The sequence below is a fragment of the Vibrio sp. Vb2960 genome (assembly GCF_033337665.1).
Taxonomy (GTDB): domain Bacteria; phylum Pseudomonadota; class Gammaproteobacteria; order Enterobacterales; family Vibrionaceae; genus Vibrio; species Vibrio alginolyticus.
Genome location: NZ_JAWORD010000033.1, coordinates 1 through 21,904 on the forward strand (window position 1 = coordinate 1; position 21,904 = coordinate 21,904).

Below are 21,904 nucleotides of genomic sequence, written 5' to 3' on the forward strand. Positions count from 1 at the left end.
TTAGCATGAGTAGTTTTACAGGCAAAGCCGAAACGGATGATAACCACCTACTGAAGTAGGTGGTTTAGGGCTGAAAAACAAAAAGAGCGACCGATATGGTCGCTCTTTTCTAAATCTAAGTGGGTACCAAGCTAACTAAGCCGATAATGATGCTATCACTTGGTTGACTTCTTTAAAGATGGTGAGCCTTTTATGATCGTTGACGTCAGGTAGTAACACTTTGCCATTGTCGAACTGAAAACAGCCAACCCCAACAATAAAAAATTGACCTTTGAACAACGTTTTAACAAAACGGGCCACTTGTAATGGTCGATATACAGCAAACTCACGTAGCATAACTCACCTCAATTCCTTTGAGAAAACACGGATTGCTTATTTTTCCTCTGCAATCTTAATGCGCAATTTGCGACGGAACTCATTTTAGCAAATTCTAAATATAACGCAAGATTACACCACTCCATACGTTAAATAAATGTTATCAACGGTCCTACAAATTTCTAGGATCTGGATATATACTGGAAGCTTCCAAACCTCGTACGGAATATAACAATATGAAAACTAAGACTCTCCTACCTCTACTACTGGCCTTAACGCCAAGCTTGACCTTTGCACACAACTTGTCAGTGGGAAAAAGCGTTCCTCCTGTCAATGTTGCCGCTTACGGCGAGATTGTTTTACAAGGCGAAGGCGTTGCATACCAACCCTGGGCAACTCAACATATGCAAGGCAAAGTTCGTGTTATTCAAGCCATCGCAGGCCGTAGCAGCTCAAAAGAGATGAATGCCCCTTTAATGTCGGCAATAACAGCGGCAAATTTTCCACAAGAAAGCTACCAGACCACGACTATCATCAACCAAGATGATGCAATTTGGGGGACAGGCTCGTTCGTGAAGTCTTCAGCTCAAGACAGCAAAAAAGAGTTTCCTTGGTCATCCATGGTTCTTGATGAAAATGGCGTAGTTGCTAATACTTGGGACCTGAAAGAAGAAAGTTCGGCCATTATTGTTCAAGACAAAACGGGCAAAGTTCTGTTTGTCAAAGAGGGCGCACTTGAGCAAGATGAGATAACAAAAGTCATTGAGCTTATTAAACAGAACATCTAGCTTCATTGAATGGCTCCTTGTTCCTGTTGTAAGGAGCTATATGAATTTGATTAGAAGCATGGGCAGTGATAACTCTGCTCTTTATAAGTGCGACACTTCCATCAGAGAGTATTACCAATATTTTTCGGCACGTATGTGTTGAGTTAAATTTTTCTGCTAGCCAACAAAAGAGTGAACTTTTATTCATTATGGGTGTTATATTATAACAGTCGGTAAGAGGAGCTCAGATGTACCACCACCAGCAAAAAATACTAAGATATTGGTATCGCACTGCTTTATTTTTCAGTGTTGCGTTGCTGATCGCTTGGAACTTTGCGGTTGTACTTCATCAAGTCGATCTGACGCCCGAGCATCATACCCATCATCATTGCCAATTATTTTCTGGTGTTCAGCACGGTATAGCAAAGGTACAACCTACCCTCTCTACACCGACTTTTACGCGCGCCCAGCATCATCATGTTTTTTTGCATCTCGTGTACCGCGAAGAAGTTCTTGGCGCTGCTCGTGCCCCTCCTTATTTTGCTTAATTTCCAAACTATTCCACACTCAAAATTATTGAGTTCATTTCCGCACCTAGTGTGTCAGGAACAATAACTTAGTGAAACTCGAATCTGAGCAATACCGCCTTTGGTTAATGCCAGTAAAATTAGGAAAAATACAATGTCATCAAAACACGTTTTAGCCCTTGCTATTGGCCTCACTTTATCGACAGCAGCGAATGCAAACGAATACCGCCAGCATGGTGCTCATGTGCATGGTCACGTCGAGTTTAATATCGCCCAAGATGGCAAAGATCTGTTAGTAGAGATCACAGCTCCTGGAGCTGATGTTGTGGGTTTCGAACATGCTCCAGAAAACGCACAACAAGAGCAAGCGCTTAAACAAGCCGTCGCTACACTCGAAGACAGCAACGCATTGTTCGCTATTAACTCACAAGCTGATTGTAATATTGAAGAAGCTTACGTGAGCCACAACCTAAGCGAAACTCATGAGGAACATGATCATAGTGAGCACGACCATGATGACCATGCACATCACGATCATGAAGGGCACGAACACCATGATCATAATGAACATCATGATAAACATGACCACCATGACGCTCATGATGAGGCGCACGATCATGGCGGTCACGGTGAATTTTCGGTGCAATATCGCTTCAGTTGCGAACAAGTTAATCAGCTTAGCCAAATCCAAACCGATTGGTTTAACCAATTCCCAACTACAGAGTCCATCAGCGTCAATATATTCACTGATACCATGCAATCAGCAATTAAATTAAGCAAAGATAACACCCAAATCGTAATCAAATAACACGAGTGGCGTGTAAGTACCCACTTACACGCCACAGCTTTGGTGATTTAATATGACTGAAACCACACCAAATGTTGTCGAGCTAGAGGATGCCCAATTTTTCTGGCCCGGTTCAACCAACCCAACCATCCACATCCCCAAATTACACATTACACAAGGCGAGCATGTGTTTATCAAAGGTCCAAGTGGCTGCGGTAAATCGACCTTGCTCGCTTTGTTGACGGGGATTAACACATTAACTTCAGGCTCTCTATCTGTACTCGATACTGACCTTGCTAGTTTAAGTGCCAGTCAGAGAGACCGCTTTCGCGCCAATCATATTGGCTACATCTTTCAACAGTTCAATTTATTGCCGTACCTTAACGTACTTGAAAACGTATTATTGCCATGTCAGTTCAGTAAAATACGACGTGACCGTGCCCATTTAGGTGCCTCATCTCAAACATTAAATGAACAGGCTCAGGCCCTACTAGAACGACTGCACTTGCCAAACGAGCTTCATACACGCCCTGTCTCTGAATTGAGTATTGGTCAACAACAACGTGTGGCTGCGGCTCGAGCTCTGATAGGACATCCAGAGTTAGTGATCGCTGACGAACCAACCTCAGCTTTAGACTATGACAATCGTAAAGCATTTATTGAGCTCCTTATGGAGCAAGCGAATCAAGCCAATGCCACACTGGTATTCGTTAGCCACGACCCAACACTCGAACCCTTATTCGATCGCACGCTTAATCTACCCGACATTAATCAAGTATCTAGCCTAGGAGCCATATCATGAGTGCTGTTGTAAAGCTCGCCTGGAAAAGCTTGATGAACCGCAAAGCGACGGCAATTCTAACCATCATGACCGTTGCGATTTCAGTGGTACTCCTCTTGGGCGTCGAGCGTATCCGAACTCAAGCCAAGGATAGCTTCGCCAATACAATTTCAGGCACTGACCTCATTATTGGTGGACGCTCTGGGCAAGTGAACCTATTGCTCTATTCTGTGTTTCGTATTGGTAATGCGACCAACAACATCGATTGGAAAAGCTACCAAGAGTTTGCCAATCATCGTTCAGTCGATTGGGCTATTCCAATCTCGCTTGGCGACTCGCATAAAGGCTTCCGAGTTATGGGAACCAATCACAGTTACTTTGAGCATTACAAGTTTGGAAGTAAGCAACCACTAACATTTAACAAGGGCAGAGAATTCAATGGTTTATTTGAAACCGTGCTAGGTTCTGATGTCGCTAAACAACTTGGTTATGATATCGGTAGCGAAATCATCATTGCCCACGGCATTAGCGACGTTGGCTTTAGCCGTCATGACAATCTGCCATTTAAAGTTGTCGGTATCCTTGCACCTACAGGAACACCAGTCGACAAAACTGTCCATGTATCATTGGAAGCCATCGAAGCCATTCACGTCGGATGGGAAAGTGGTGCGCGTTTGGGCCCGACACCCAAGGCACAAGATCTCAAAAACAGAGACTTTCAGCCCAAACAAATTACCGCTATGCTCGTTGGTTTGAAATCTCGTATTCAAACTTTCGCCCTGCAAAGACAAATTAACACCTACCCCAAAGAGCCGCTTAGCGCCATTATGCCCGGCGTTGCGTTGCATGAGTTATGGGGAATGATGTCTGTTGCAGAGCAAGCCCTAATGGCAGTATCTGGTTTTGTCGTGATCGCAGGGTTGTTAGGTATGTTAAGCAGTCTATTAACTAGCCTACAGGAACGCCGCCGTGAAATGGCGATTTTGCGTGCCATGGGAGCAAGGCCTCGTCATGTTTTCTCACTCTTAATTAGTGAAGCCAGCTTGCTTACTGCTGCTGGTATTATTACTGGCGTTACTGGGCTGTATGCCATTCTTGCTATCGCGCAGCCGATCATCCAACAGCACTATGGAATACATCTCACCTTAAGCATCTTATCTACTTATGAGTGGATGCTATTAGGTTTCGTACAATGCGCTGGTATTGTGATTGGTTTCATTCCCGCACTCCGCGCCTACCGACAGTCACTGAGTGACGGAATGACAATAAGGATTTAATAAAATGTGGAAAAAAATTCTCGCAAGTTGCTTGCTGGTCGTCGCATTCACAGCGCCTGTTATGGCCAGCGAAGAACCATTGAAGCTTGACTGGATTGACCTTGTTCCAGAAAAAGAGCGTAAGTTATTCGACAGTATAGGCATGCCCGCATCTGATCACAGTGGTGGCGCAGCCCAGCAGTCCAAGATTGGTAACGTTCGACCAGAACTGAACGGAAGCCAAGTTAAAATTCCAGGGTTTGTTATCCCACTTGAAGGTGATGCCGATACCGTCACCGAATTTTTATTGGTGCCATATTTTGGAGCTTGTATTCACGTGCCACCACCGCCTCCAAACCAGATCATTTACGTGAAGTTTCCGAAAGGCGCGCCTGTTCAAGAGTTGTGGGATGTCATATATGTGGTTGGAACGTTGAAAACCGAGACGATAAACCACGAACTGGCAGAAACGGCTTACGTTATTGAGGGATCAGAAATAGAAGCCTACGACGATATGTAATTTAAGTCGTCGATAAGCCTCGCTACACCTAAGGCGTCACACTGGCGCCTTTTTTAGCTTTGTGCTACACGATATAACGAGATAAATACGCTAATACGCCCACATAAATAACCAAAAGAAACGCTATCGACAGGTGCTTTTTGAGTTTACCTGCTTCTGAGAACTTCATAGCCCCTCCAAAATAACGATAACAATTTTAACAACTCATTATCATTTTGAATAGCCCTATTCGTTCAAAAACTGAGAACTCCTGTCTGGTCGCTTGGTCAGATAAGGTGTAAATTTAAACGTGCGAACCGCGCAGTTCTTGGTAGGAAAACGAATGGCAGACCCGACAAAGCAACCTGTTGTCATCGAACATCAGTCAGACACAAAAAAAAATACGCAACAAGAAAAGAAACAAGGCTACATAAAAGACAGTGCTAGTAAGGTAAAAACCATAGCCCAAATACACGGTCTTGACGCCTTACTGCAAACCGAACCGCCAGCCAAATCTGCGTTTGAAAGAGCCCAATTGCGAGAGCAAAGACGCCAAGAACAGCGACAAAAAAACTTAGAACAGATTTTAAAATTAGCGCACAGTTCATGCCGAGATGAGACAGCGGGAGAGCCAGACCAAGATTGGTTGCATCGATTTTTTGAGATGGCTCAAGACATCCATAACAGCGCGATGCAAAAGCTATGGGCTCAAGTGATGAAGCGTGAAGTGACCAATCCGGGTTCAACGTCCATGAAAGCGTTGAAAACCCTCAAGGATATGTCACCAAAGGAAGCACAAACTCTGCAAAGAGCCGCCTCTTTAGCGTGCAGTTTTGGAGGGGATCACAGCAGAAAACTGCTGATTGGTTACAAAGCGCAAGGAGGCATATTTAGCTTCGGCAAGCGAGACGTCGCTAACAGCCTAAATATGGGAAGTTTTCAACTGCCCTATTCAAGCTTGTTGCTCTTAATTGAATTAGGGCTGCTGCACAGTGCCGAACTTGAATCTGGCGAAATTAGTATCGAGACACCGTTGGTCCTCACCTACCAAGGTAAAAACTTGTCACTGAACGTAAACAGTAAAGGTGTCCGCCTTTTATATTACCGCTTCACACCCACAGGTAATGAGCTCTGTACCTTGCTCGGAAACAAACCACATGCCGAATACTACGCTCAAATGCTTGCACTGTTAAATCATAGATTTAGTGTCCATAGTGAAGCTAAAAGTACGGTTCATCATACCGTCTAGCCAGCTTGAGAAGCATTTGATCACCTATGATCCAAATACTTCTCAAGCAGCTCAAAGAGCTTTAGGTCACCTATGATCTAAATGCTTTTTTATCGGATCACACCGCGTTGTTTAAGATCGATTAAGCACAAATCCACCAGCTCATCGACACTCTTTTCTCCCGCGGGCAAATCGATTTCAGGGTTCTCTGGCGCTTGATATTCCGAATCAATACCAGTGAAATTAGGAATCTCTCCCGCACGGGCTTTACGGTATAAACCCTTAGGATCTCGACCTTCGCAAACCTCTAGAGATGCATTGACATACACTTCGATAAACTCGCCTTCTGGCAATAAATCGCGTACTAACTTCCGCTCTGCACGATGCGGTGAAATAAACGCCGACAGAACAATTAAACCCGCATCTGCCATCAACTTCGCCAGTTCACCAATACGACGAATGTTCTCGCGCCGGTCCTGTTCAGAAAAACCTAAATCGCTACACAAACCATGTCGTACATTGTCACCATCCAATAAATAGGTGTGGTAACCCAATGCTGCAAGGCGATTTTCCAACGCCCCAGCTACGGTTGATTTACCCGCTCCAGATAAACCAGTGAACCACAATACGGCAGGTTTTTGCTTCTTTAATTCAGCACGAAACTGTTTATCAACCGAATGCTGGTGCCAAACAATGTTTTCATCTTTTACCGTCGTTTCGGCAGTCATAACGTATCCTTGTAAATATCGGAATTAAAACGGGAAAAAGACCGGGATCAAAGTAAGTACTAATACAGAGTACACAATCGAAATTGGCACTCCAATTCTCACGTAGTCGGTCAATTTGTAATTTCCTACGCTGTACACCAGCAGGTTAGTTTGGTAACCGTAGGGAGAGATAAAGCTCGCACTCGCGCCGAACAAAACCGCCATGATGAATGGCATCGGATCCACGCCATAACCCACCGCCATGCTATAGCCGATAGGAAAAGAAAGCGCAGCCGCGGCATTGTTTGTCACCAATTCAGTGAGTACCAATGTCATGATATAAGTCGCCACCAAGGCACCAAATACTCCCCAGCCATTAAACGCTTCAATAAACATCACTCCCATTCTTTCTGACAATCCAGAAGAGATCATCAGTTGAGCAATAGACAAAGCGGAACCGACAATCACGACGATATCGATCGGAAAACGGCGGCGCAGTTCTGAAATCTGCACAATACCAAACGCAATAAGCGCGATAAGGTACGCAGCTAGACCTTTAATAATCGGCACTAACTCTAATAGAGCGCATCCAATTACGGCTGCAAAGCCCAGTAATACAATGGAAGACTTATTCGTATCAAGCCGAGCGCTAGAGTCCAAGTCATGCACTAAAACAAACTCTTTACGATGAGCTCGGCGTTCAGACTCAAAACGCTTGCCTGGAACCAGAACTAACGTGTCCCCTGGCGCTAAGGTAATGCTACCCAAGCCACCTTCTAGGCGTTCGTGGCCTCGGCGAATCGCCACAACAACGGCATCGAATCGGTCGCGGAATCGGCTCTCTTTGAGGGTTTTGTAGCAAAATGTCGCCGACGAGCTCACCACAACTTCGATAAAGTTTTGCCCATTTAAGTGCTGCTGACCAAACAACTTGAGGCCCGGAATTTCTTGCAGGGTCGCGACGCTCTCAACATCGCCACAAAATAACAGGCGGTCTTTTGCGTTGAGCACAAAATCCGGTCCCACAGAAGAAACAGTAACACCATCGCGCACCACTTCTGCAAGAAACAGTTTGCGCAGCGCACGTAAATTATTCTCGCTGATCGTACGCCCAACTAGCGGTGAGCCAGGCTCAACGCGAGACTCAAGAAAGTAAGGTAAATCTTCTTGGTTTTGATCATCATAATTCGGTAGCAAGTAGCTCAGTGGAATAAGAATCAGCATCCCTCCCACCAGCACAGCCAAACCTATCATCGTAGGTGTAAAAAAGCTCAGGCTCGGTAAGCCTGCGTCTTCGACAAAGCTGTTGATGATTAAGTTAGTCGACGTACCAATCAAAGTTAATGTGCCACCAAAAATGGCGGCGTAAGACAAGGGGATAAGTAATTTCGAAGGTGCATGCTGCTGATTACGCTTAATCGCCCCAATCAATGAAACAACCACAGCGGTATTATTCGTAAATGAAGAGAGCAAGGCGGTCGACACACCGAGCTTAGCAATCACGCTGCCTAACTGGCCCTCAGAGATACTTCGGCTCACCCAACTGATCAGCAGTGTTTTTTCTAGAGCACAGGATGCAAGAATCAATAGAACCAGGGTTAACAATGAAGAGTTGGTAAAATTGGATGCGATAGTGGCTGAATCCATCATCCCAGCCATGAATGCAATAAAAGCGGCACCCGCAAAGACATAACTAGGCTTAATTTTCGTGACAAGCAAGCAAGTGATAATGCCAAGCAAAATCGCTAACACAAACCCTTGTTCCCACATAGCCTTTCCTTACCAAATAGCCCTAAAGGGCACAACAACGACTCATTTATCCATGAATCACCGACAAACGAGCAAACAGACAAAAATCAGCGCAAGCGAAAAGAACATCAGAATGCTCGGTTTCTTGGGCTCCACCGAAGCATTCTGGTATTAGGAGAATACCTAACGACATTTCGCAATTCAGTTAGGTAGCGACGCCCCAAGTACAACAGCAAACAGTGCCTGAAATTATCGTACTTGGGTGAGCCAGTTACTTTTTCAGAAACTGGCTGACGTCTTTTGCTTCCCAGTGTGGGAAGTGTTTACGGACAAGCGCATTAAGCTCAACTTCAAACGCAGAGATGTCCGTCAAATCGCGCTCAACCACGGCGAGGCTCTCTTTAACCATGCCAGCACCAACCGTCACGTTTGTCAGACGATCGATAATGATAAAGCCACCGGTATCTGCACAGTCTTGATAATTGTCCAGCGCGACTGACTCATTAAGGGACCATTCACACAAACCAATACCATTCAATGGCAGCTCTGCCGAGCTATGAGTCGAGAGATTATTAATGTCATATTGATGACGAATCGCTTCAACATGACCTACGGTTTTCTTACCTGCGATTTTGATGTCATAGTCACGACCCGGTTGCAGGGGTTGCTCTGTCATCCACACGACATCGGCAAGCAAATGGTTTGTGGTTTCCACTTGAGCATTATCTAGAACAATTAAGTCGCCACGGCTAATATCGATCTCATCGCTTAGCGTCAGAGTGACAGCTAATCCGGCACGAGCTTCTTCGATATCACCATCAAAGGTCACAATACGTGCCACTGTTGACGTTTTACCCGATGGCAATGCTTTAATGGCATCACCGACTTTGATCGAACCAGAAGAAATGGTCCCCGCAAAACCACGGAAATCTAGGTTAGGGCGATTAACGTATTGCACAGGGAAGCGGAATTCACCCGCGCCTTTTTCTTGATCCACATCGACCGTTTCAAGAAGCTCAAGCAATGATGGGCCTTTAAACCAAGTCAGGTTTTGGCCTTTATCCACCACATTGTCCCCTTCAAGCGCTGAGATCGGGATGATTTGAATATCAATATCCCCTGTCAGATTCTCAGAGAACTTCAAATACTCGTCGCGGATCTCTTCAAAGCGCTCTTGGGAGTAATCCACTAAGTCCATCTTGTTGATCGCCACAACAAAGTGCTTCAAACCCAACAGGTTGGAAATGAAAGAGTGACGACGAGTTTGATCGAGAATGCCCTTACGTGCATCAACCAGAATCACAGCTAAGTCACATGTCGATGCACCTGTAGCCATGTTACGTGTGTACTGCTCGTGTCCAGGAGTATCTGCAATGATGAATTTACGTTTCTGCGTCGAGAAATAGCGGTAAGCCACATCAATCGTGATCCCCTGCTCGCGCTCAGCTTGTAAGCCATCGACCAACAACGCAAGGTCAGGCTTTTCACCCGTGGTGCCCACACGTTGGCTGTCTGAGTGCACTGCCGCTAGCTGATCTTCATAAATTTGTTTTGAGTCATGGAGTAAGCGACCGATTAATGTACTTTTACCGTCATCCACCGAGCCACAAGTCAAGAATCTAAGTAACGACTTGTACTGGTGTTGTGTTAAATAGCCTTCGATACCAAGCTCGGCTAATTGAGCTTCAACTGCACTGTTCATTATCTTTCCTTAGATCCTTTAGAAGTAACCTTGACGTTTCTTAAGCTCCATCGATCCTGACTGATCGTGGTCGATCGCTCGGCCTTGGCGCTCACTCGACGTTGCCACCAGCATCTCTTCGATAATGCCAGTTAAAGTGTTTGCTTCAGACTCGATGGCCCCGGTCAATGGATAACAACCAAGGGTACGGAAGCGCACGCTCTTCTCTTCAATCACTTCACCCGGTTGAAGCTCCATACGATCATCATCCACCATGATCAGCATGCCATCGCGTTCAACAACTGGGCGTTTGTCCGCGAGGTAAAGCGGCACGATCTCGATGTTTTCTAAATAGATGTATTGCCAGATATCAAGCTCAGTCCAGTTAGACAGTGGGAATACACGAATGCTCTCACCCTTATTAACCTGACCGTTGTACGTCTTCCATAGCTCAGGACGTTGGTTTTTAGGGTCCCATGTATGGTTCTTATCGCGGAATGAATACACGCGCTCTTTCGCCCGTGATTTCTCTTCGTCGCGGCGCGCACCACCAAAGGCAGCATCAAAACCGTACTTGTTCAGCGCTTGTTTTAAGCCTTGAGTCTTCATGATGTCAGTGTGCTTAGAAGAACCATGAACAAACGGGCTACAGCCCATGGCTAGACCTTCTGGATTCTTATGAACCAAAAGCTCAAAGCCGTATTTGGCCGCGGTACGATCACGAAATTCAATCATCTCGCGGAACTTCCAATCGGTGTCGACATGCAGCAATGGAAATGGAATCTTACCTGGGTAAAAAGCTTTACGCGCTAGGTGCAGCATCACTGATGAGTCTTTACCAATCGAATACATCATGACTGGGTTATCAAACTCAGCCGCAACTTCGCGGATAATATGGATACTCTCCGCTTCGAGTTGTTTAAGGTGAGTTAAACGTTGTTGGTCCATGTTTTGTATTTCCTTTTTAAGCTTGAAGGCGCATTACGTCTCTAATCTTTGGTCTGAAATTATATGGAGCTGGCAATAGCACTTTTGTTGAATTCAGTACTAGACAAAAACCAGTCTAACTTTTGAGACAGTCGCACTACCTCTCCGACAACAATCAAAGATGGCGATTGTGCTTCCTTCGATAAATCAGAGAGTTGGGAGAGTTCTCCCGTAAATACTTTTTGTTGAATCTGCGTGCCACGCTCAATAATGGCAATCGGAGTCGACGCTGAACGGCCATGCTTAATGAGTTGATTCTGAATATAGTGTGATTTCATCAGCCCCATGTAGATCACTAAAGTCTGATTCCCACGCGCCAACGTGGACCAATCCATCTCATCACTTTCTTCTTTCAAGTGGCCAGTCACAAAGATGGCCGATTGCGCATAATCACGATGAGTCAGTGGAATACCAGCATAAGCGGTTGCGCCAGCTGCTGCGGTAATGCCAGGGACAACTTGAAAACGAACGCCGGCATCAGCAAGCACTTCTAACTCTTCACCACCACGACCGAATACAAACGGATCCCCACCTTTAATGCGCACTACTTTGTAGCCCTGCTTGGCAAAATCCACCAAAAGCTGATTCGTCTTCTCCTGCGGCACACTGTGATGCCCAGCTCGCTTCCCAACGCACACCAAAATCGTATCGCTTGGAATCAATGCCATGATTTCTTCAGACACCAAGTAGTCGTACAAAACCACGTCAGCTTGCTGCAAGCAGTTCAGTGCTTTCACCGTCAGAAGTTCAGGATCGCCTGGTCCTGCACCTACTAAGGCGACTTCACCAGGCTGTAGCGATTGCTTTGCAAAACGAGTAACACCAGCGACTGGGTTGTCAGAAACTAACCGGGGCTTTGGTTTAGGAAAAGAAGTGACTGAATCGTTCGTTGCCATGTGCTTGCTCATCGTCCATTGATATCGTTATGCAAGCATTATGGCGGGGCGTTTATATTACCTGAAATTCTAAAATTTCATTTTTTATTCAAAAATCTGCTAAGAAGTTTTTGTTTGGTCTCATTCAAAAGCGTGAAAAAGTCGGCGGTTAATATGAATAAGGTTCAGTAAACTGATTAATGTTCACAGTTTTCTGTATCTTTATCATCGAGTTGCACCTGTGTTTGATACATTACGCAGTACGATTTCCCCTTATCATTGAATTGGAGCACCAAATGAAAGTGGCAGTTCATCCTATTTCCCTCGCAGTTTTAAGTGGCATGCTAACGCTTGCTGGCCCAGCAATGGCCGATACCATCAAGCTTCGTATTATCGAAACCACCGACATTCACACCAACGTGATGGATTACGATTACTACAAAGACCAACCATCACAGCAAATCGGTTTAAGTCGCGCAGCAACAATAGTGAAACAAGCTAAGTCCGAGGCAGAAAACTCGGTACTAGTAGATAACGGTGATTTAATTCAGGGCAGCCCAATGGGCGATTACATGGCATCAAAGGGGATTAATCCCGGCGACGTGCACCCAGTCTACAAAGCGATGAACCAGCTAGACTACGATGTGGGCAACATTGGCAATCATGAGTTCAACTATGGCTTAGATTTTCTACAAAAGACGTTGAAGGGGGCAAACTTCCCTTACATCAACGCAAACGTATTTGATAAACAAACCGGTGAGCATTACTTCAAGCCTTACCTCATCAAAACTCACACATTTAAAGACACAAACGGCGAAGCGCATCAAATAAAAGTGGGTTACATCGGCTTTGTACCACCACAAATTATGGTGTGGGATAAGAAGAACTTAGAAGGCAAAGTCTTTGCTAAAGACATTAAGGAAACAGCAGAGAAACTGATTCCTCAAATGAAGAAAGAAGGCGCAGACGTGATTGTGGCGATTCCACACTCGGGCATTTCTACTGATCCATACAAACTAGGCGCTGAAAACTCTGTTTACTACCTCACAGAAGTTGAAGGTATTGATGCGATTGCTTTTGGTCACTCTCACGCCGTCTTCCCAGGGAAAGACTTCGCAAACCTACCTGGTGTTGATATAGATAAAGGGACCATCAATGGTGTAACGTCAGTGATGCCTGGTCGCTGGGGAAGTCACGTAGGTGTGATGGATTTGATGCTGAAAGAGAAAGACGGCAGATGGCAAGTCGTCGAAGGCCAAGCAGAAGCACGCCCTATCTTCGATAAAGTAAATAAGAAGTCATTAGCTAAAGCCGATGCAGATATTGTGAAAGCGTTAGAAGAAGATCACAAAGGCACTCGTGAATTTGTAAACCAACCAATCGGCAAAGCAAATGATGTCATGTACAGCTTCTTGGCATTAGTGCAGGACGACCCCACCATTCAAATCGTTAACCTTGCTCAGAAAGACTACGTAGAACGCTTTATTCAAGGCGACCCAGACCTTTCTGACATTCCAGTACTGAGTGCGGCAGCACCATTTAAAGTCGGCGGTCGTAAGAACGATCCGAATAACTTTACAGAAGTAGAGTCCGGTCAGCTCACCTTCCGTAATGCGGCCGATCTTTACTTATACCCAAACACCTTGGTTGCGATGAAAGTGAAAGGTAAAGAAGTTCGCGAATGGCTAGAGTGCAGTGCGGGTCAATTCAACCACATCGACATCAACAATCCTAAACCGCAACCTTTGATTGATTGGGATAATTTCCGTACTTACAACTTCGATGTTATTGATGGGGTTAACTACCAAATCGACGTTACCCAACCGCCGAAGTACGATGCAGATTGTAAAGTGATTAATCCAGATTCTCAGCGTATTGTGAACCTGACGTTCAATGGTAAGCCTGTCAATCCGAAGCAAGATTTCATCATCGCAACCAATAACTACCGTGCTTATAGCAATACTTTCCCTGGTACAGGCCCAGATTTCATTGCGTTTGACGCACCAGATGAAAACCGCTCTGTCGTCGCCACTTATATTTCTCGCGTGAGTGAAGAAAAAGGAGAAGTGACACCAAGCGCTGACAACAACTGGTCTTTCGCACCGATTAAGTCCGATAACAAGCTAGATATTCGTTTCGAAACCTCCCCTAGCGATAAAGCGGCGCAGTTCATCAAAGAGAAAGGACAATACCCAATGAAACGCGTGTCAACAGACGACATTGGTTTCGCAATTTATCAAATCGATCTGAATAAATAAGGTTGATTTGACAACAACACTAAGCGGCTCTCATGAGCCGCTTTTTTGTTATCAATAAAACCCGTTAAAATAAAGAAAACCGTTTCTGAGTTATCACATGCACAGCGATCTTTTTTCAGACTTAGTCAAACATGGCTTTTTAGAGACAGAAGCAAACCAACTTATTGAAAATGGTGAGTTGCTCGAACTGCCTACACGCCACATTCTTAATCACCAAGGGGAGTTTAGCTCACACCTTTACTTCATCATTGAGGGGTTATGCCACGCAAGCTATCTTACTGAGCACGGCAAAGAATTTAGTAAAGAATTTTATTGGGAGAAGGACTGGGTTATCGGGTTTGAGAGCATAATAAAGGACCAACCTTCGCCTTACTTATTGGAAACGCTGAACGCTTGTCAGCTATTTTGCTTGCCAATTGAAACGTTGCATCACTGGCGAGCAGAAAAGCACGCCATTTACTTAAAGCTACTCGAAAACCAACTGGTTAATAAAGAGAACAAAGAACGCTTTATGTTGCTCTACTCTCCAGAAGAACGATATCAATTATTTTGCGCTCATTACCCAGATTTAAAGCAACGTATTACCGATAGTCAAATTGCGGCCTACCTCGGCATTACGCCAATCAGTTTGAGCCGAATCAAAGCGCGCTTAACCAAAGATCACACTCTCAAATAAACTCAAAAAAGAAAAAAGCTCTTCAAACGAAGAGCTTTTTCTCTGCTATTTGAGCTATTTAAGAATTCGCGCCCGGAACTGTCGCCCTTTCATCTTGCCGTTACTAATGGTCTGTAGAGCCTTTTTAGCCACAGACTTTTCGACGGCAACATAAGCGCGTACAGGGAACAGGTGAATCTTTCCGACTTGAGAGCCTGGAATACCATTTTTTCCTGTCAAACAACCTAAAATATCACCCGGTCGTACTTTCTGTTTCTTACCGCCATCAATGTTAATCGTCACCATCTTCGCTTGGTATGGCTGCTGATTTGATTTGGCAGGCAATGTTGCTGGTACCACGTCCATCTCTAGGTATTCTTCAATACGAGCTACACGTAAACCGTCTTTCTCACCAAAAAAGCTGAACGCTAAACCTTTACTACCCGCACGACCTGTACGACCAATACGGTGCACATGAACCTCAGGATCGCGCGATAGCTCAAAGTTAAAGACAGCATCAAGATTATCAACGTCCAAACCACGCGCCGCAACGTCTGTTGCAACAAGGATAGACACACTCTTGTTAGCAAACTGCACCAATGCTTGGTCGCGTTCACGCTGCTCTAAGTCCCCATGGATATCGATAACGCTGAATCCTTTGTGATGCAACTCATCTGCGACACTTTGAACTTCTTTTTTGGTATTACAAAAAACCACCGCGGACTCTGGTTGGTGAGTCAGCAGCAAATTAGCCAACGCTTCATCACGTGCTTCCGAGCCTTCAACTTTATAGAAGTACTGCGCAATGCTTGAGGTATCATGCGTCGATTCCACCTTAATCACTTCCGGTGTCTGCATTATACGCTGCGCAATTTGCTCAATTTTTTCTGGAAAAGTAGCACTGAAAAGTAGAGTTTGACGCTGCTTTGGCGCTGCATCGATGATTGCATCTAATGCGTCTTGGAACCCCATGTCCAACATGCGATCAGCTTCATCTAGCACCAAGGTATTCAGTTCGCTAAGATCAATTCGGCCTTTTTCAAGGTGATCCAAAATACGACCAGGAGTACCAACTAGGATATGCGCACCATGCTCCAGCGAACCAATTTGTGGCCCCATAGGCATCCCACCGCAGAGAGTAAGCACTTTAATATTATGAATGCCGCGACCTAAAGTACGAATTTCCTTCGCTACTTGGTCTGCAAGCTCACGCGTTGGACACAATACTAATGACTGGACACGAAAGCGTTTGACGTTGAGGTTCGATAAAACCCCTAAACCAAATGCAGCGGTTTTACCTGAGCCCGTTTTACCCTGCCCGATGACATCACGATGTTTTAGGATTGTAGGCAAGCTCAAAGCTTGAATTGGCGTCATGTGGGTATAGTTCAGGGAATCAAGTGTGGCAAGTAACGCTGGGTTAAGCCCTACTTGATCGAATGTTTGTTTGCTCACGGGGATATCCTCAGGTGAGATGGAAAGAGGGCACATTATCACCAGATTTGGTGGGAAAACCAGTGCTAATTAACCTTTGTTAATGAGTATGAGCTCAAAACAAAGTAAAGTCAGTCACTCTATTCTCATTACGGATGACAACATGCTCACTTGGATTACTTTGCCCTTTGCTCAGCTAACAACCACACAGCTGTATGAAATGATGAAATTGCGTGTGGATGTATTCGTTGTTGAACAAACCTGCCCTTATCCTGAACTTGATGGTAAGGACACGCTGGAAGGCGTTTATCATCTAATAGGCTATCACGGTGATGAACTGGTTGCTTGCGCACGATTACTGCCCGCAGGCACTACGTATGACAATGTGAGTATTGGTCGAGTGGTGACAAAGCAGACCGCGCGAGGCGGTGGCTTAGGTCATAAGTTATTGGACAAGGCATTGGCACAATGCGAAACATTATGGCCAGGGCAGACAATAGATATAGGTGCTCAAGAACACCTCATCCAGTTTTATGCAAGTCATGGATTCAAGGTTATCTCAGAGTGCTACCTTGAAGATGGTATCCCTCATGTGGATATGCGGAAAGAATCCGTAGCGCTATAAGTTTCAATTCGATTGGTTACTATGAAAACTAATCGAATTAAAAAACTAACTAAAAAGACGCGATATATTCGCGTCTTTTCATTTGAAGCGTTTACTTGTTACGCCCAAAGGTCCCATCCGACAAACGGAAAAACATAACGGACCGCCCGCTTTTTTCCAGCTGTAGCATATCTAACTCGCCTTCGTCACTAAGCTTAAAGCGAATCAACTGTCCCTGCTTTATTTGGCTTAGCGGCTTATCACTGCCTTCTATTTTGACCAGAGCGCTAAGATCCGCCATAGAGAGCTGATTACTTCTGAAAACCTGCGCTAATGTATCACCATTTTTAACCGTGTACTCTTTCCAGTCTTCAGATTTCGGTCCAGAGTTCTGAGAGGTTCTCTGCTGGCTTAAACTCTGCGCGTTCAGCTCAATCGCTACGCGTTGATGATCGACCTCAGTCTGCTCAACTGGTTGATCTGTTTTATTTGGCAAAGGAATAACAAGGAGTACCAGAATCAATGGCACTAAGACCATCAAAGCACGCTGATGAAATTTAGGCAGACGCAACCAAAACTGCTTAACAGGCTGTATACGCTCCAACCGTTGCTCTTTGTTGAACGGCTGCTTCCAGTCGATAGCAGCGAATTTTTGTTTAACCAATTCGACATAGTCGACTTGCTGCTTTTTCTTTCTGCGACGATTCATTGTAATGAGTCCCTTAATACTTCTACGGTCAGTATAAAAATACCGACGCGGAGAGTATATGTTTTTCACCAAACTAAAATGGAATTGGGATTAAATTAGCAGAAATTTCACTTGGAGTAAGAGATAAGTCACAACCTGGCCGCCTCAATTAAGCATTCAGTCGCAATCATTTAAACCTAAGCTCGAAACTGATATCCTGTCACCTTTATCACTCCTAATAAGAGCGACATTCATGTCTGAAATTAAATTTGAAACTGCAGAACAAAAAGCAAGCTACGGCATTGGTCTGCAAATGGGTCAGCAACTTGCAGGCTCTGGTCTTGAAGGTCTTAGCGTTGATGCTATCGCAGCAGGTATTGCAACAGCACTAACTGGTGACATGCCATCAATCGAAATTGATGAAATCAACAAAGCACTACAAGAACTTCACACTCGTGCAGAAACAGCTCGCCAAGAAGCAGCAAAAATTGCGGCAGCAGAAGGCGAAGCGTTCCTAAAAGACAACGCTCTACGACCTGAAGTTAACGTTCTAGACTCTGGTCTTCAGTACGAAATCATTTCTGAAGGTACTGGTGCAGTTCCTACAGCAGAAAGCTCAGTTCGCGTTCACTACCACGGTGAGCTAACTGACGGTACTGTATTCGATAGCTCTGTATCTCGCGGTCAACCTGCTGAATTCCCTGTTACAGGTGTAATCAAAGGTTGGGTAGAGGCACTACAACTAATGCCTGTTGGCTCTAAGTGGAAGCTATACGTACCACAAGATCTTGCGTACGGTGAGCGTGGCGCTGGTGCGGCTATCCCTCCATTTGCAGCTTTAGTTTTCGAAGTAGAACTATTAGATATTATCTAATTGAAACCATTTTCAATTATGATTAAATAAAACGGCGCACTAGCGCCGTTTTTTTTGTCTAAACTGAATAGACTTTCTCACCTCTGAACCTTTCACTCTGATAGCCTTTAAAAATAAAATCACTTTTAAAAAACGCTCAACCTTTGGAGGTACTATGCGTAAAACACTCCTAACTCTAGCACTCCTATCAATCAACATTGGTAGTGCGCACGCATTCTTAGATTCAGTCACTCAAAAAAGTAAAGAAAGTGGCCTGATGGACATGGTCGGCAGCAGCTTGAACACCGAGTCATCTCCATTAACAGACATGCTAACTAGCCAATTACCAGTATCCACTGAGCAAGCAGCCGGAGGCAGTGGTGCGCTACTCGCTTTGGCTCAAAGCCAGCTTTCGCAAGAAAATAGTAGTGAATTACAGTCTTTGATTCCTGGACTTTCAAACTTGCAAGGAGCACAAAGCTTACTAGGAAATATTGAGAATATCAGTGCAGTCAAAAGTGCATTCGATACGTTAGGTTTAGACCCATCTATGATCAGTCAGTTTGCTCCAGTCATCTTGGATTACTTGAACAAGCAAGGCGCTAGCGAAGGGCTTCTAAGTTCGTTGGGCGGATTGTGGAATACTAGTAAATAAGCGTAAGTGATAATCACTTTTTAAATTGCCAGTCTGCATGGGTTGAAATAAATGCAGACTGGATATAAAGGTTTACTGAATTACAGATACAAAAAAGCCGAGCTAATGCTCGGCTTTCTCGTTCTTACGAACTGATTACTCAGCAGCTTCTTCAGCAGCTGGGCGATCTACAAGCTCAATGTAAGCCATTGGAGCTTTATCACCAGCACGGAAGCCAGCTTTTAGGATACGAGTGTAACCGCCCTGACGAGCAGCAAAACGTGGACCTAGTTCGTTAAATAGTTTTGCAACTACTTCGTTGTCACGAGTACGTGCAAATGCTAGACGACGGTTAGCAACACTGTCAGTCTTAGCTAGTGTAATCAAAGGCTCAACTACGCGACGTAGCTCTTTTGCTTTTGGCAAAGTAGTCTTGATAACTTCATGACGTACTAGAGAGCTAGCCATGTTGCTGAACATCGCTTTGCGATGTGAGCTGTTGCGGTTGAGTTGACGACCACTCTTACGATGGCGCATGACCTAATCCTTCTAACTAGTATCGATTAATCTTCAGCGATTGATGCAGGTGGCCAGTTTTCTAGGCGCATGCCCAGAGACAGACCACGTGACGCAAGTACGTCTTTAATCTCAGTAAGAGACTTTTTACCAAGGTTAGGCGTTTTAAGTAGCTCAACCTCAGTACGTTGTACTAGATCACCGATGTAGTGAATCGCTTCTGCTTTCAGACAGTTAGCAGAGCGAACTGTTAGTTCAAGATCGTCTACAGGACGCAGTAGGATCGGATCGAATTCTGGCTTCTCTTCCTTCTCCTCAGGAACTCGTACATCACGAAGATCTACGAATGCATCCAATTGTTCAGCTAGGATTGTAGCTGCACGACGGATTGCTTCCTCAGGTTCTAGAGTACCGTTTGTTTCCATATCGATAACAAGCTTGTCTAGATCAGTACGCTGTTCTACACGAGCTGCTTCTACAGCGTAGGCAATTTTGTCTACTGGGCTGTAAGTAGCATCTACTAGTAGGCGACCGATAGGACGCTCGTCTTCTTCGTTATGGATACGCGCAGAAGCTGGAACATAACCACGACCACGTTCAACTTTGATACGCATTGCGATCTCAGCGTTGTCATCCGTTAGGTGACAAATTACGTGTTCAGGGTTAGCGATCTCTACATCACCATCATGGGTGATGTCACCTGCAACCACAGGGCCCGAGCCTGATTTGTTCAAAGTAATGAACACTTCATCTTTGCCTTCGGCAACGCGCACAGCCAAACCTTTAAGGTTTAGAAGAATTTCAAGAATATCTTCTTGAACGCCTTCTTTCGTGCTGTACTCATGAAGTACGCCTTCAATTTCTACTTCTGTTACAGCACAACCTGGCATAGAAGATAGAAGGATGCGGCGAAGTGCATTACCCAGAGTATGACCAAAGCCACGCTCTAATGGCTCAAGAGTTACTTTTGCGTGAGTCGAGCTGATTTGTTCGATGTCAACTAGACGTGGCTTAAGAAATTCTGTTACAGAACCCTGCATTGTGTCCTCTCTTTAGTTTAAACCTTACTTAGAGTAAAGCTCGACGATCAATTGTTCGTTGATGTCAGCTGATAGATCAGAACGCTCAGGCATACGCTTGAATGTACCTTCCATCTTGCCACCATCTACTTCAATCCAAGTTGGTTTTTCACGTTGTTCAGCAACTTCTAGAGCTGCTTTGATACGAGCTTGCTGTTTAGCTTTCTCGCGAATAGAAACAACGTCATTAGCCGCTACTTTGAAAGAAGGAACGTTTACAACTTTACCGTTTACTAGGATAGCTTTGTGGCTAACTAGCTGACGTGCTTCTGCGCGAGTTGCGCCAAAGCCCATGCGGTAAACTACGTTATCAAGACGACCTTCAAGAAGCTGAAGTAGGTTTTCACCAGTGTTGCCTTTTAGGCGAGCAGCTTCTTTGTAGTAGTTACGGAATTGTTTTTCTAGAACGCCGTACATACGACGTACTTTTTGCTTCTCACGAAGCTGAACGCCATACTCAGATAGACGACCGCGACGAGCGCCGTGTACACCTGGTGCGTTATCAATTTTACACTTGGTATCGATCGCGCGAACACCAGACTTAAGGAATAAGTCAGTGCCTTCACGACGGCTAAGCTTCAGCTTAGGACCCAAATATCTTGCCATGATTCTTCTCCAATTGTCCTAGAAACGTTATACGCGACGTTTCTTAGGTGGACGACAACCGTTATGAGGGATTGGTGTAGCATCAACGATGTTTGTGATGCGGAAACCAGCGGCGTTTAGTGCACGAACAGTAGATTCGCGACCTGGACCAGGACCCTTAACCATAACTTCCAAGTTCTTTAGGCCGTATTCTTTAGCCATTTCAGCACAACGCTCAGCAGCAACCTGTGCAGCGAACGGAGTAGACTTACGAGAACCACGGAAACCAGAACCACCTGCAGTAGCCCATGCAAGAGCGTTACCTTGACGGTCAGTAATGGTTACGATTGTGTTATTGAAAGAAGCATGGATGTGCGCAACGCCATCTGCAACTTGCTTGCGTACGCGCTTACGAGCGCGAGTTGGTTGTTTAGCCATT

Annotated in this window: 24 protein-coding genes; 12 read left to right on the top strand and 12 right to left on the bottom strand. The window is 45.0% G+C overall.

The annotated features are described in order from the left end of the window. Positions 1-135: 135 nt before the first annotated feature. Positions 136-336 carry a DUF1107 domain-containing protein gene (locus tag R7O03_RS21125; protein WP_005379612.1) on the bottom strand — a complete coding sequence of 67 codons (201 nt, stop codon included), beginning with the start codon at positions 334-336 and terminating at the stop codon, positions 136-138. A 215-nt stretch (positions 337-551) separates the two neighbouring features. On the opposite strand from R7O03_RS21125, the gene R7O03_RS21130 reads away from it, so the two are divergent. From R7O03_RS21130 to R7O03_RS21160, 7 genes are all read left to right on the top strand, one after another. Beyond that, positions 552-1,103 (top strand): YtfJ family protein, encoded by a 552-nt coding sequence (locus R7O03_RS21130; protein WP_005383122.1) that lies wholly within the window; start codon positions 552-554, stop codon positions 1,101-1,103. Positions 1,104-1,330: 227 nt separating this feature from the next. Then, positions 1,331-1,630, top strand: coding sequence for a DUF2607 family protein (locus R7O03_RS21135; RefSeq protein WP_318132002.1), 300 nt, complete (start codon positions 1,331-1,333; stop codon positions 1,628-1,630). Positions 1,631-1,763: 133 nt separating this feature from the next. Continuing rightward, on the top strand, positions 1,764-2,417 hold the full coding sequence (gene zrgA, locus R7O03_RS21140) for a zinc uptake protein ZrgA (protein ID WP_033906016.1): 654 nt from the start codon (positions 1,764-1,766) through the stop codon (positions 2,415-2,417). A gap of 52 nt (positions 2,418-2,469) precedes the next feature. Beyond that, a complete protein-coding gene (locus R7O03_RS21145; protein WP_005379603.1) occupies positions 2,470-3,198 on the top strand; it encodes an ABC transporter ATP-binding protein in 729 nt (242 codons plus the stop codon). Next, positions 3,195-4,454 (top strand): ABC transporter permease, encoded by a 1,260-nt coding sequence (locus R7O03_RS21150; protein ID WP_042522449.1) that lies wholly within the window; start codon positions 3,195-3,197, stop codon positions 4,452-4,454. Before R7O03_RS21145 ends, R7O03_RS21150 begins: the two co-directional genes overlap by 4 nt. Positions 4,455-4,458: 4 nt before the next feature. Continuing rightward, on the top strand, positions 4,459-4,953 hold the full coding sequence (locus tag R7O03_RS21155; RefSeq protein ID WP_005379600.1) for a DUF3299 domain-containing protein: 495 nt from the start codon (positions 4,459-4,461) through the stop codon (positions 4,951-4,953). A 322-nt stretch (positions 4,954-5,275) separates the two neighbouring features. Continuing rightward, positions 5,276-6,181, top strand: a complete 906-nt coding sequence (locus R7O03_RS21160; protein ID WP_258484472.1) for a TIGR03899 family protein — start codon at positions 5,276-5,278, stop codon at positions 6,179-6,181. Between the two features lie 89 nt (positions 6,182-6,270). Here R7O03_RS21160 and cysC read toward each other — a convergent pair whose 3' ends face one another. The 5 genes from cysC to cobA form a co-directional block, all read right to left on the bottom strand. Beyond that, entirely contained in the window at positions 6,271-6,888 is a 618-nt protein-coding gene (cysC, locus tag R7O03_RS21165) for an adenylyl-sulfate kinase (RefSeq protein WP_005379598.1), read from the bottom strand. Between the two features lie 24 nt (positions 6,889-6,912). Next, the gene (locus R7O03_RS21170) at positions 6,913-8,637 is read right to left on the bottom strand and encodes an SLC13 family permease (RefSeq protein WP_005379596.1); all 1,725 of its coding nucleotides are present in this window, start codon (positions 8,635-8,637) and stop codon (positions 6,913-6,915) included. A gap of 250 nt (positions 8,638-8,887) precedes the next feature. Further along, entirely contained in the window at positions 8,888-10,318 is a 1,431-nt protein-coding gene (gene cysN, locus R7O03_RS21175) for a sulfate adenylyltransferase subunit CysN (protein ID WP_017633444.1), read from the bottom strand. Between the two features lie 18 nt (positions 10,319-10,336). Further along, complete coding sequence (gene cysD / locus R7O03_RS21180) at positions 10,337-11,245, bottom strand: sulfate adenylyltransferase subunit CysD (RefSeq protein ID WP_005379592.1); 909 nt, start codon at positions 11,243-11,245, stop codon at positions 10,337-10,339. 59 nt (positions 11,246-11,304) lie between these two features. Beyond that, on the bottom strand, positions 11,305-12,180 hold the full coding sequence (cobA, locus tag R7O03_RS21185; RefSeq protein ID WP_318132003.1) for a uroporphyrinogen-III C-methyltransferase: 876 nt from the start codon (positions 12,178-12,180) through the stop codon (positions 11,305-11,307). Positions 12,181-12,455: 275 nt separating this feature from the next. On the opposite strand from cobA, the gene cpdB reads away from it, so the two are divergent. Beyond that, complete coding sequence (cpdB, locus tag R7O03_RS21190; protein WP_318132004.1) at positions 12,456-14,417, top strand: 2',3'-cyclic-nucleotide 2'-phosphodiesterase; 1,962 nt, start codon at positions 12,456-12,458, stop codon at positions 14,415-14,417. A gap of 97 nt (positions 14,418-14,514) precedes the next feature. Then, the gene (locus R7O03_RS21195; RefSeq protein WP_318132005.1) at positions 14,515-15,093 is read left to right on the top strand and encodes a Crp/Fnr family transcriptional regulator; all 579 of its coding nucleotides are present in this window, start codon (positions 14,515-14,517) and stop codon (positions 15,091-15,093) included. A gap of 54 nt (positions 15,094-15,147) precedes the next feature. Here the strand turns inward: R7O03_RS21195 and dbpA are convergent, their stop codons facing one another. Then, positions 15,148-16,527 carry an ATP-dependent RNA helicase DbpA gene (gene dbpA / locus R7O03_RS21200; protein ID WP_411977483.1) on the bottom strand — a complete coding sequence of 460 codons (1,380 nt, stop codon included), beginning with the start codon at positions 16,525-16,527 and terminating at the stop codon, positions 15,148-15,150. A gap of 142 nt (positions 16,528-16,669) precedes the next feature. On the opposite strand from dbpA, the gene R7O03_RS21205 reads away from it, so the two are divergent. After that, entirely contained in the window at positions 16,670-17,131 is a 462-nt protein-coding gene (locus tag R7O03_RS21205) for a GNAT family N-acetyltransferase (protein WP_017820295.1), read from the top strand. Positions 17,132-17,222: 91 nt separating this feature from the next. Here R7O03_RS21205 and R7O03_RS21210 read toward each other — a convergent pair whose 3' ends face one another. Beyond that, positions 17,223-17,819 carry a LysM-like peptidoglycan-binding domain-containing protein gene (locus R7O03_RS21210; RefSeq protein WP_262666668.1) on the bottom strand — a complete coding sequence of 199 codons (597 nt, stop codon included), beginning with the start codon at positions 17,817-17,819 and terminating at the stop codon, positions 17,223-17,225. Between the two features lie 232 nt (positions 17,820-18,051). Here R7O03_RS21210 and R7O03_RS21215 point away from each other — a divergent pair, with 232 nt between their 5' ends. Continuing rightward, positions 18,052-18,672, top strand: coding sequence for an FKBP-type peptidyl-prolyl cis-trans isomerase (locus R7O03_RS21215; protein ID WP_005383137.1), 621 nt, complete (start codon positions 18,052-18,054; stop codon positions 18,670-18,672). 154 nt (positions 18,673-18,826) lie between these two features. Then, on the top strand, positions 18,827-19,306 hold the full coding sequence (locus R7O03_RS21220; RefSeq protein ID WP_017820297.1) for a DUF2780 domain-containing protein: 480 nt from the start codon (positions 18,827-18,829) through the stop codon (positions 19,304-19,306). 135 nt (positions 19,307-19,441) lie between these two features. Here the strand turns inward: R7O03_RS21220 and rplQ are convergent, their stop codons facing one another. The 4 genes from rplQ to rpsK are packed head-to-tail and all read right to left on the bottom strand — an operon-like array spanning position 19,442 to position 21,903. Continuing rightward, positions 19,442-19,822 carry a 50S ribosomal protein L17 gene (gene rplQ, locus R7O03_RS21225; RefSeq protein ID WP_005383141.1) on the bottom strand — a complete coding sequence of 127 codons (381 nt, stop codon included), beginning with the start codon at positions 19,820-19,822 and terminating at the stop codon, positions 19,442-19,444. 26 nt (positions 19,823-19,848) lie between these two features. Continuing rightward, positions 19,849-20,841 (bottom strand): DNA-directed RNA polymerase subunit alpha, encoded by a 993-nt coding sequence (locus R7O03_RS21230; protein WP_005383143.1) that lies wholly within the window; start codon positions 20,839-20,841, stop codon positions 19,849-19,851. Positions 20,842-20,865: 24 nt separating this feature from the next. After that, on the bottom strand, positions 20,866-21,486 hold the full coding sequence (gene rpsD / locus R7O03_RS21235; protein ID WP_005383146.1) for a 30S ribosomal protein S4: 621 nt from the start codon (positions 21,484-21,486) through the stop codon (positions 20,866-20,868). 27 nt (positions 21,487-21,513) lie between these two features. Next, a complete protein-coding gene (gene rpsK / locus R7O03_RS21240; protein ID WP_001118870.1) occupies positions 21,514-21,903 on the bottom strand; it encodes a 30S ribosomal protein S11 in 390 nt (129 codons plus the stop codon). Between the last annotated feature and the right edge of the window lies 1 nt (position 21,904).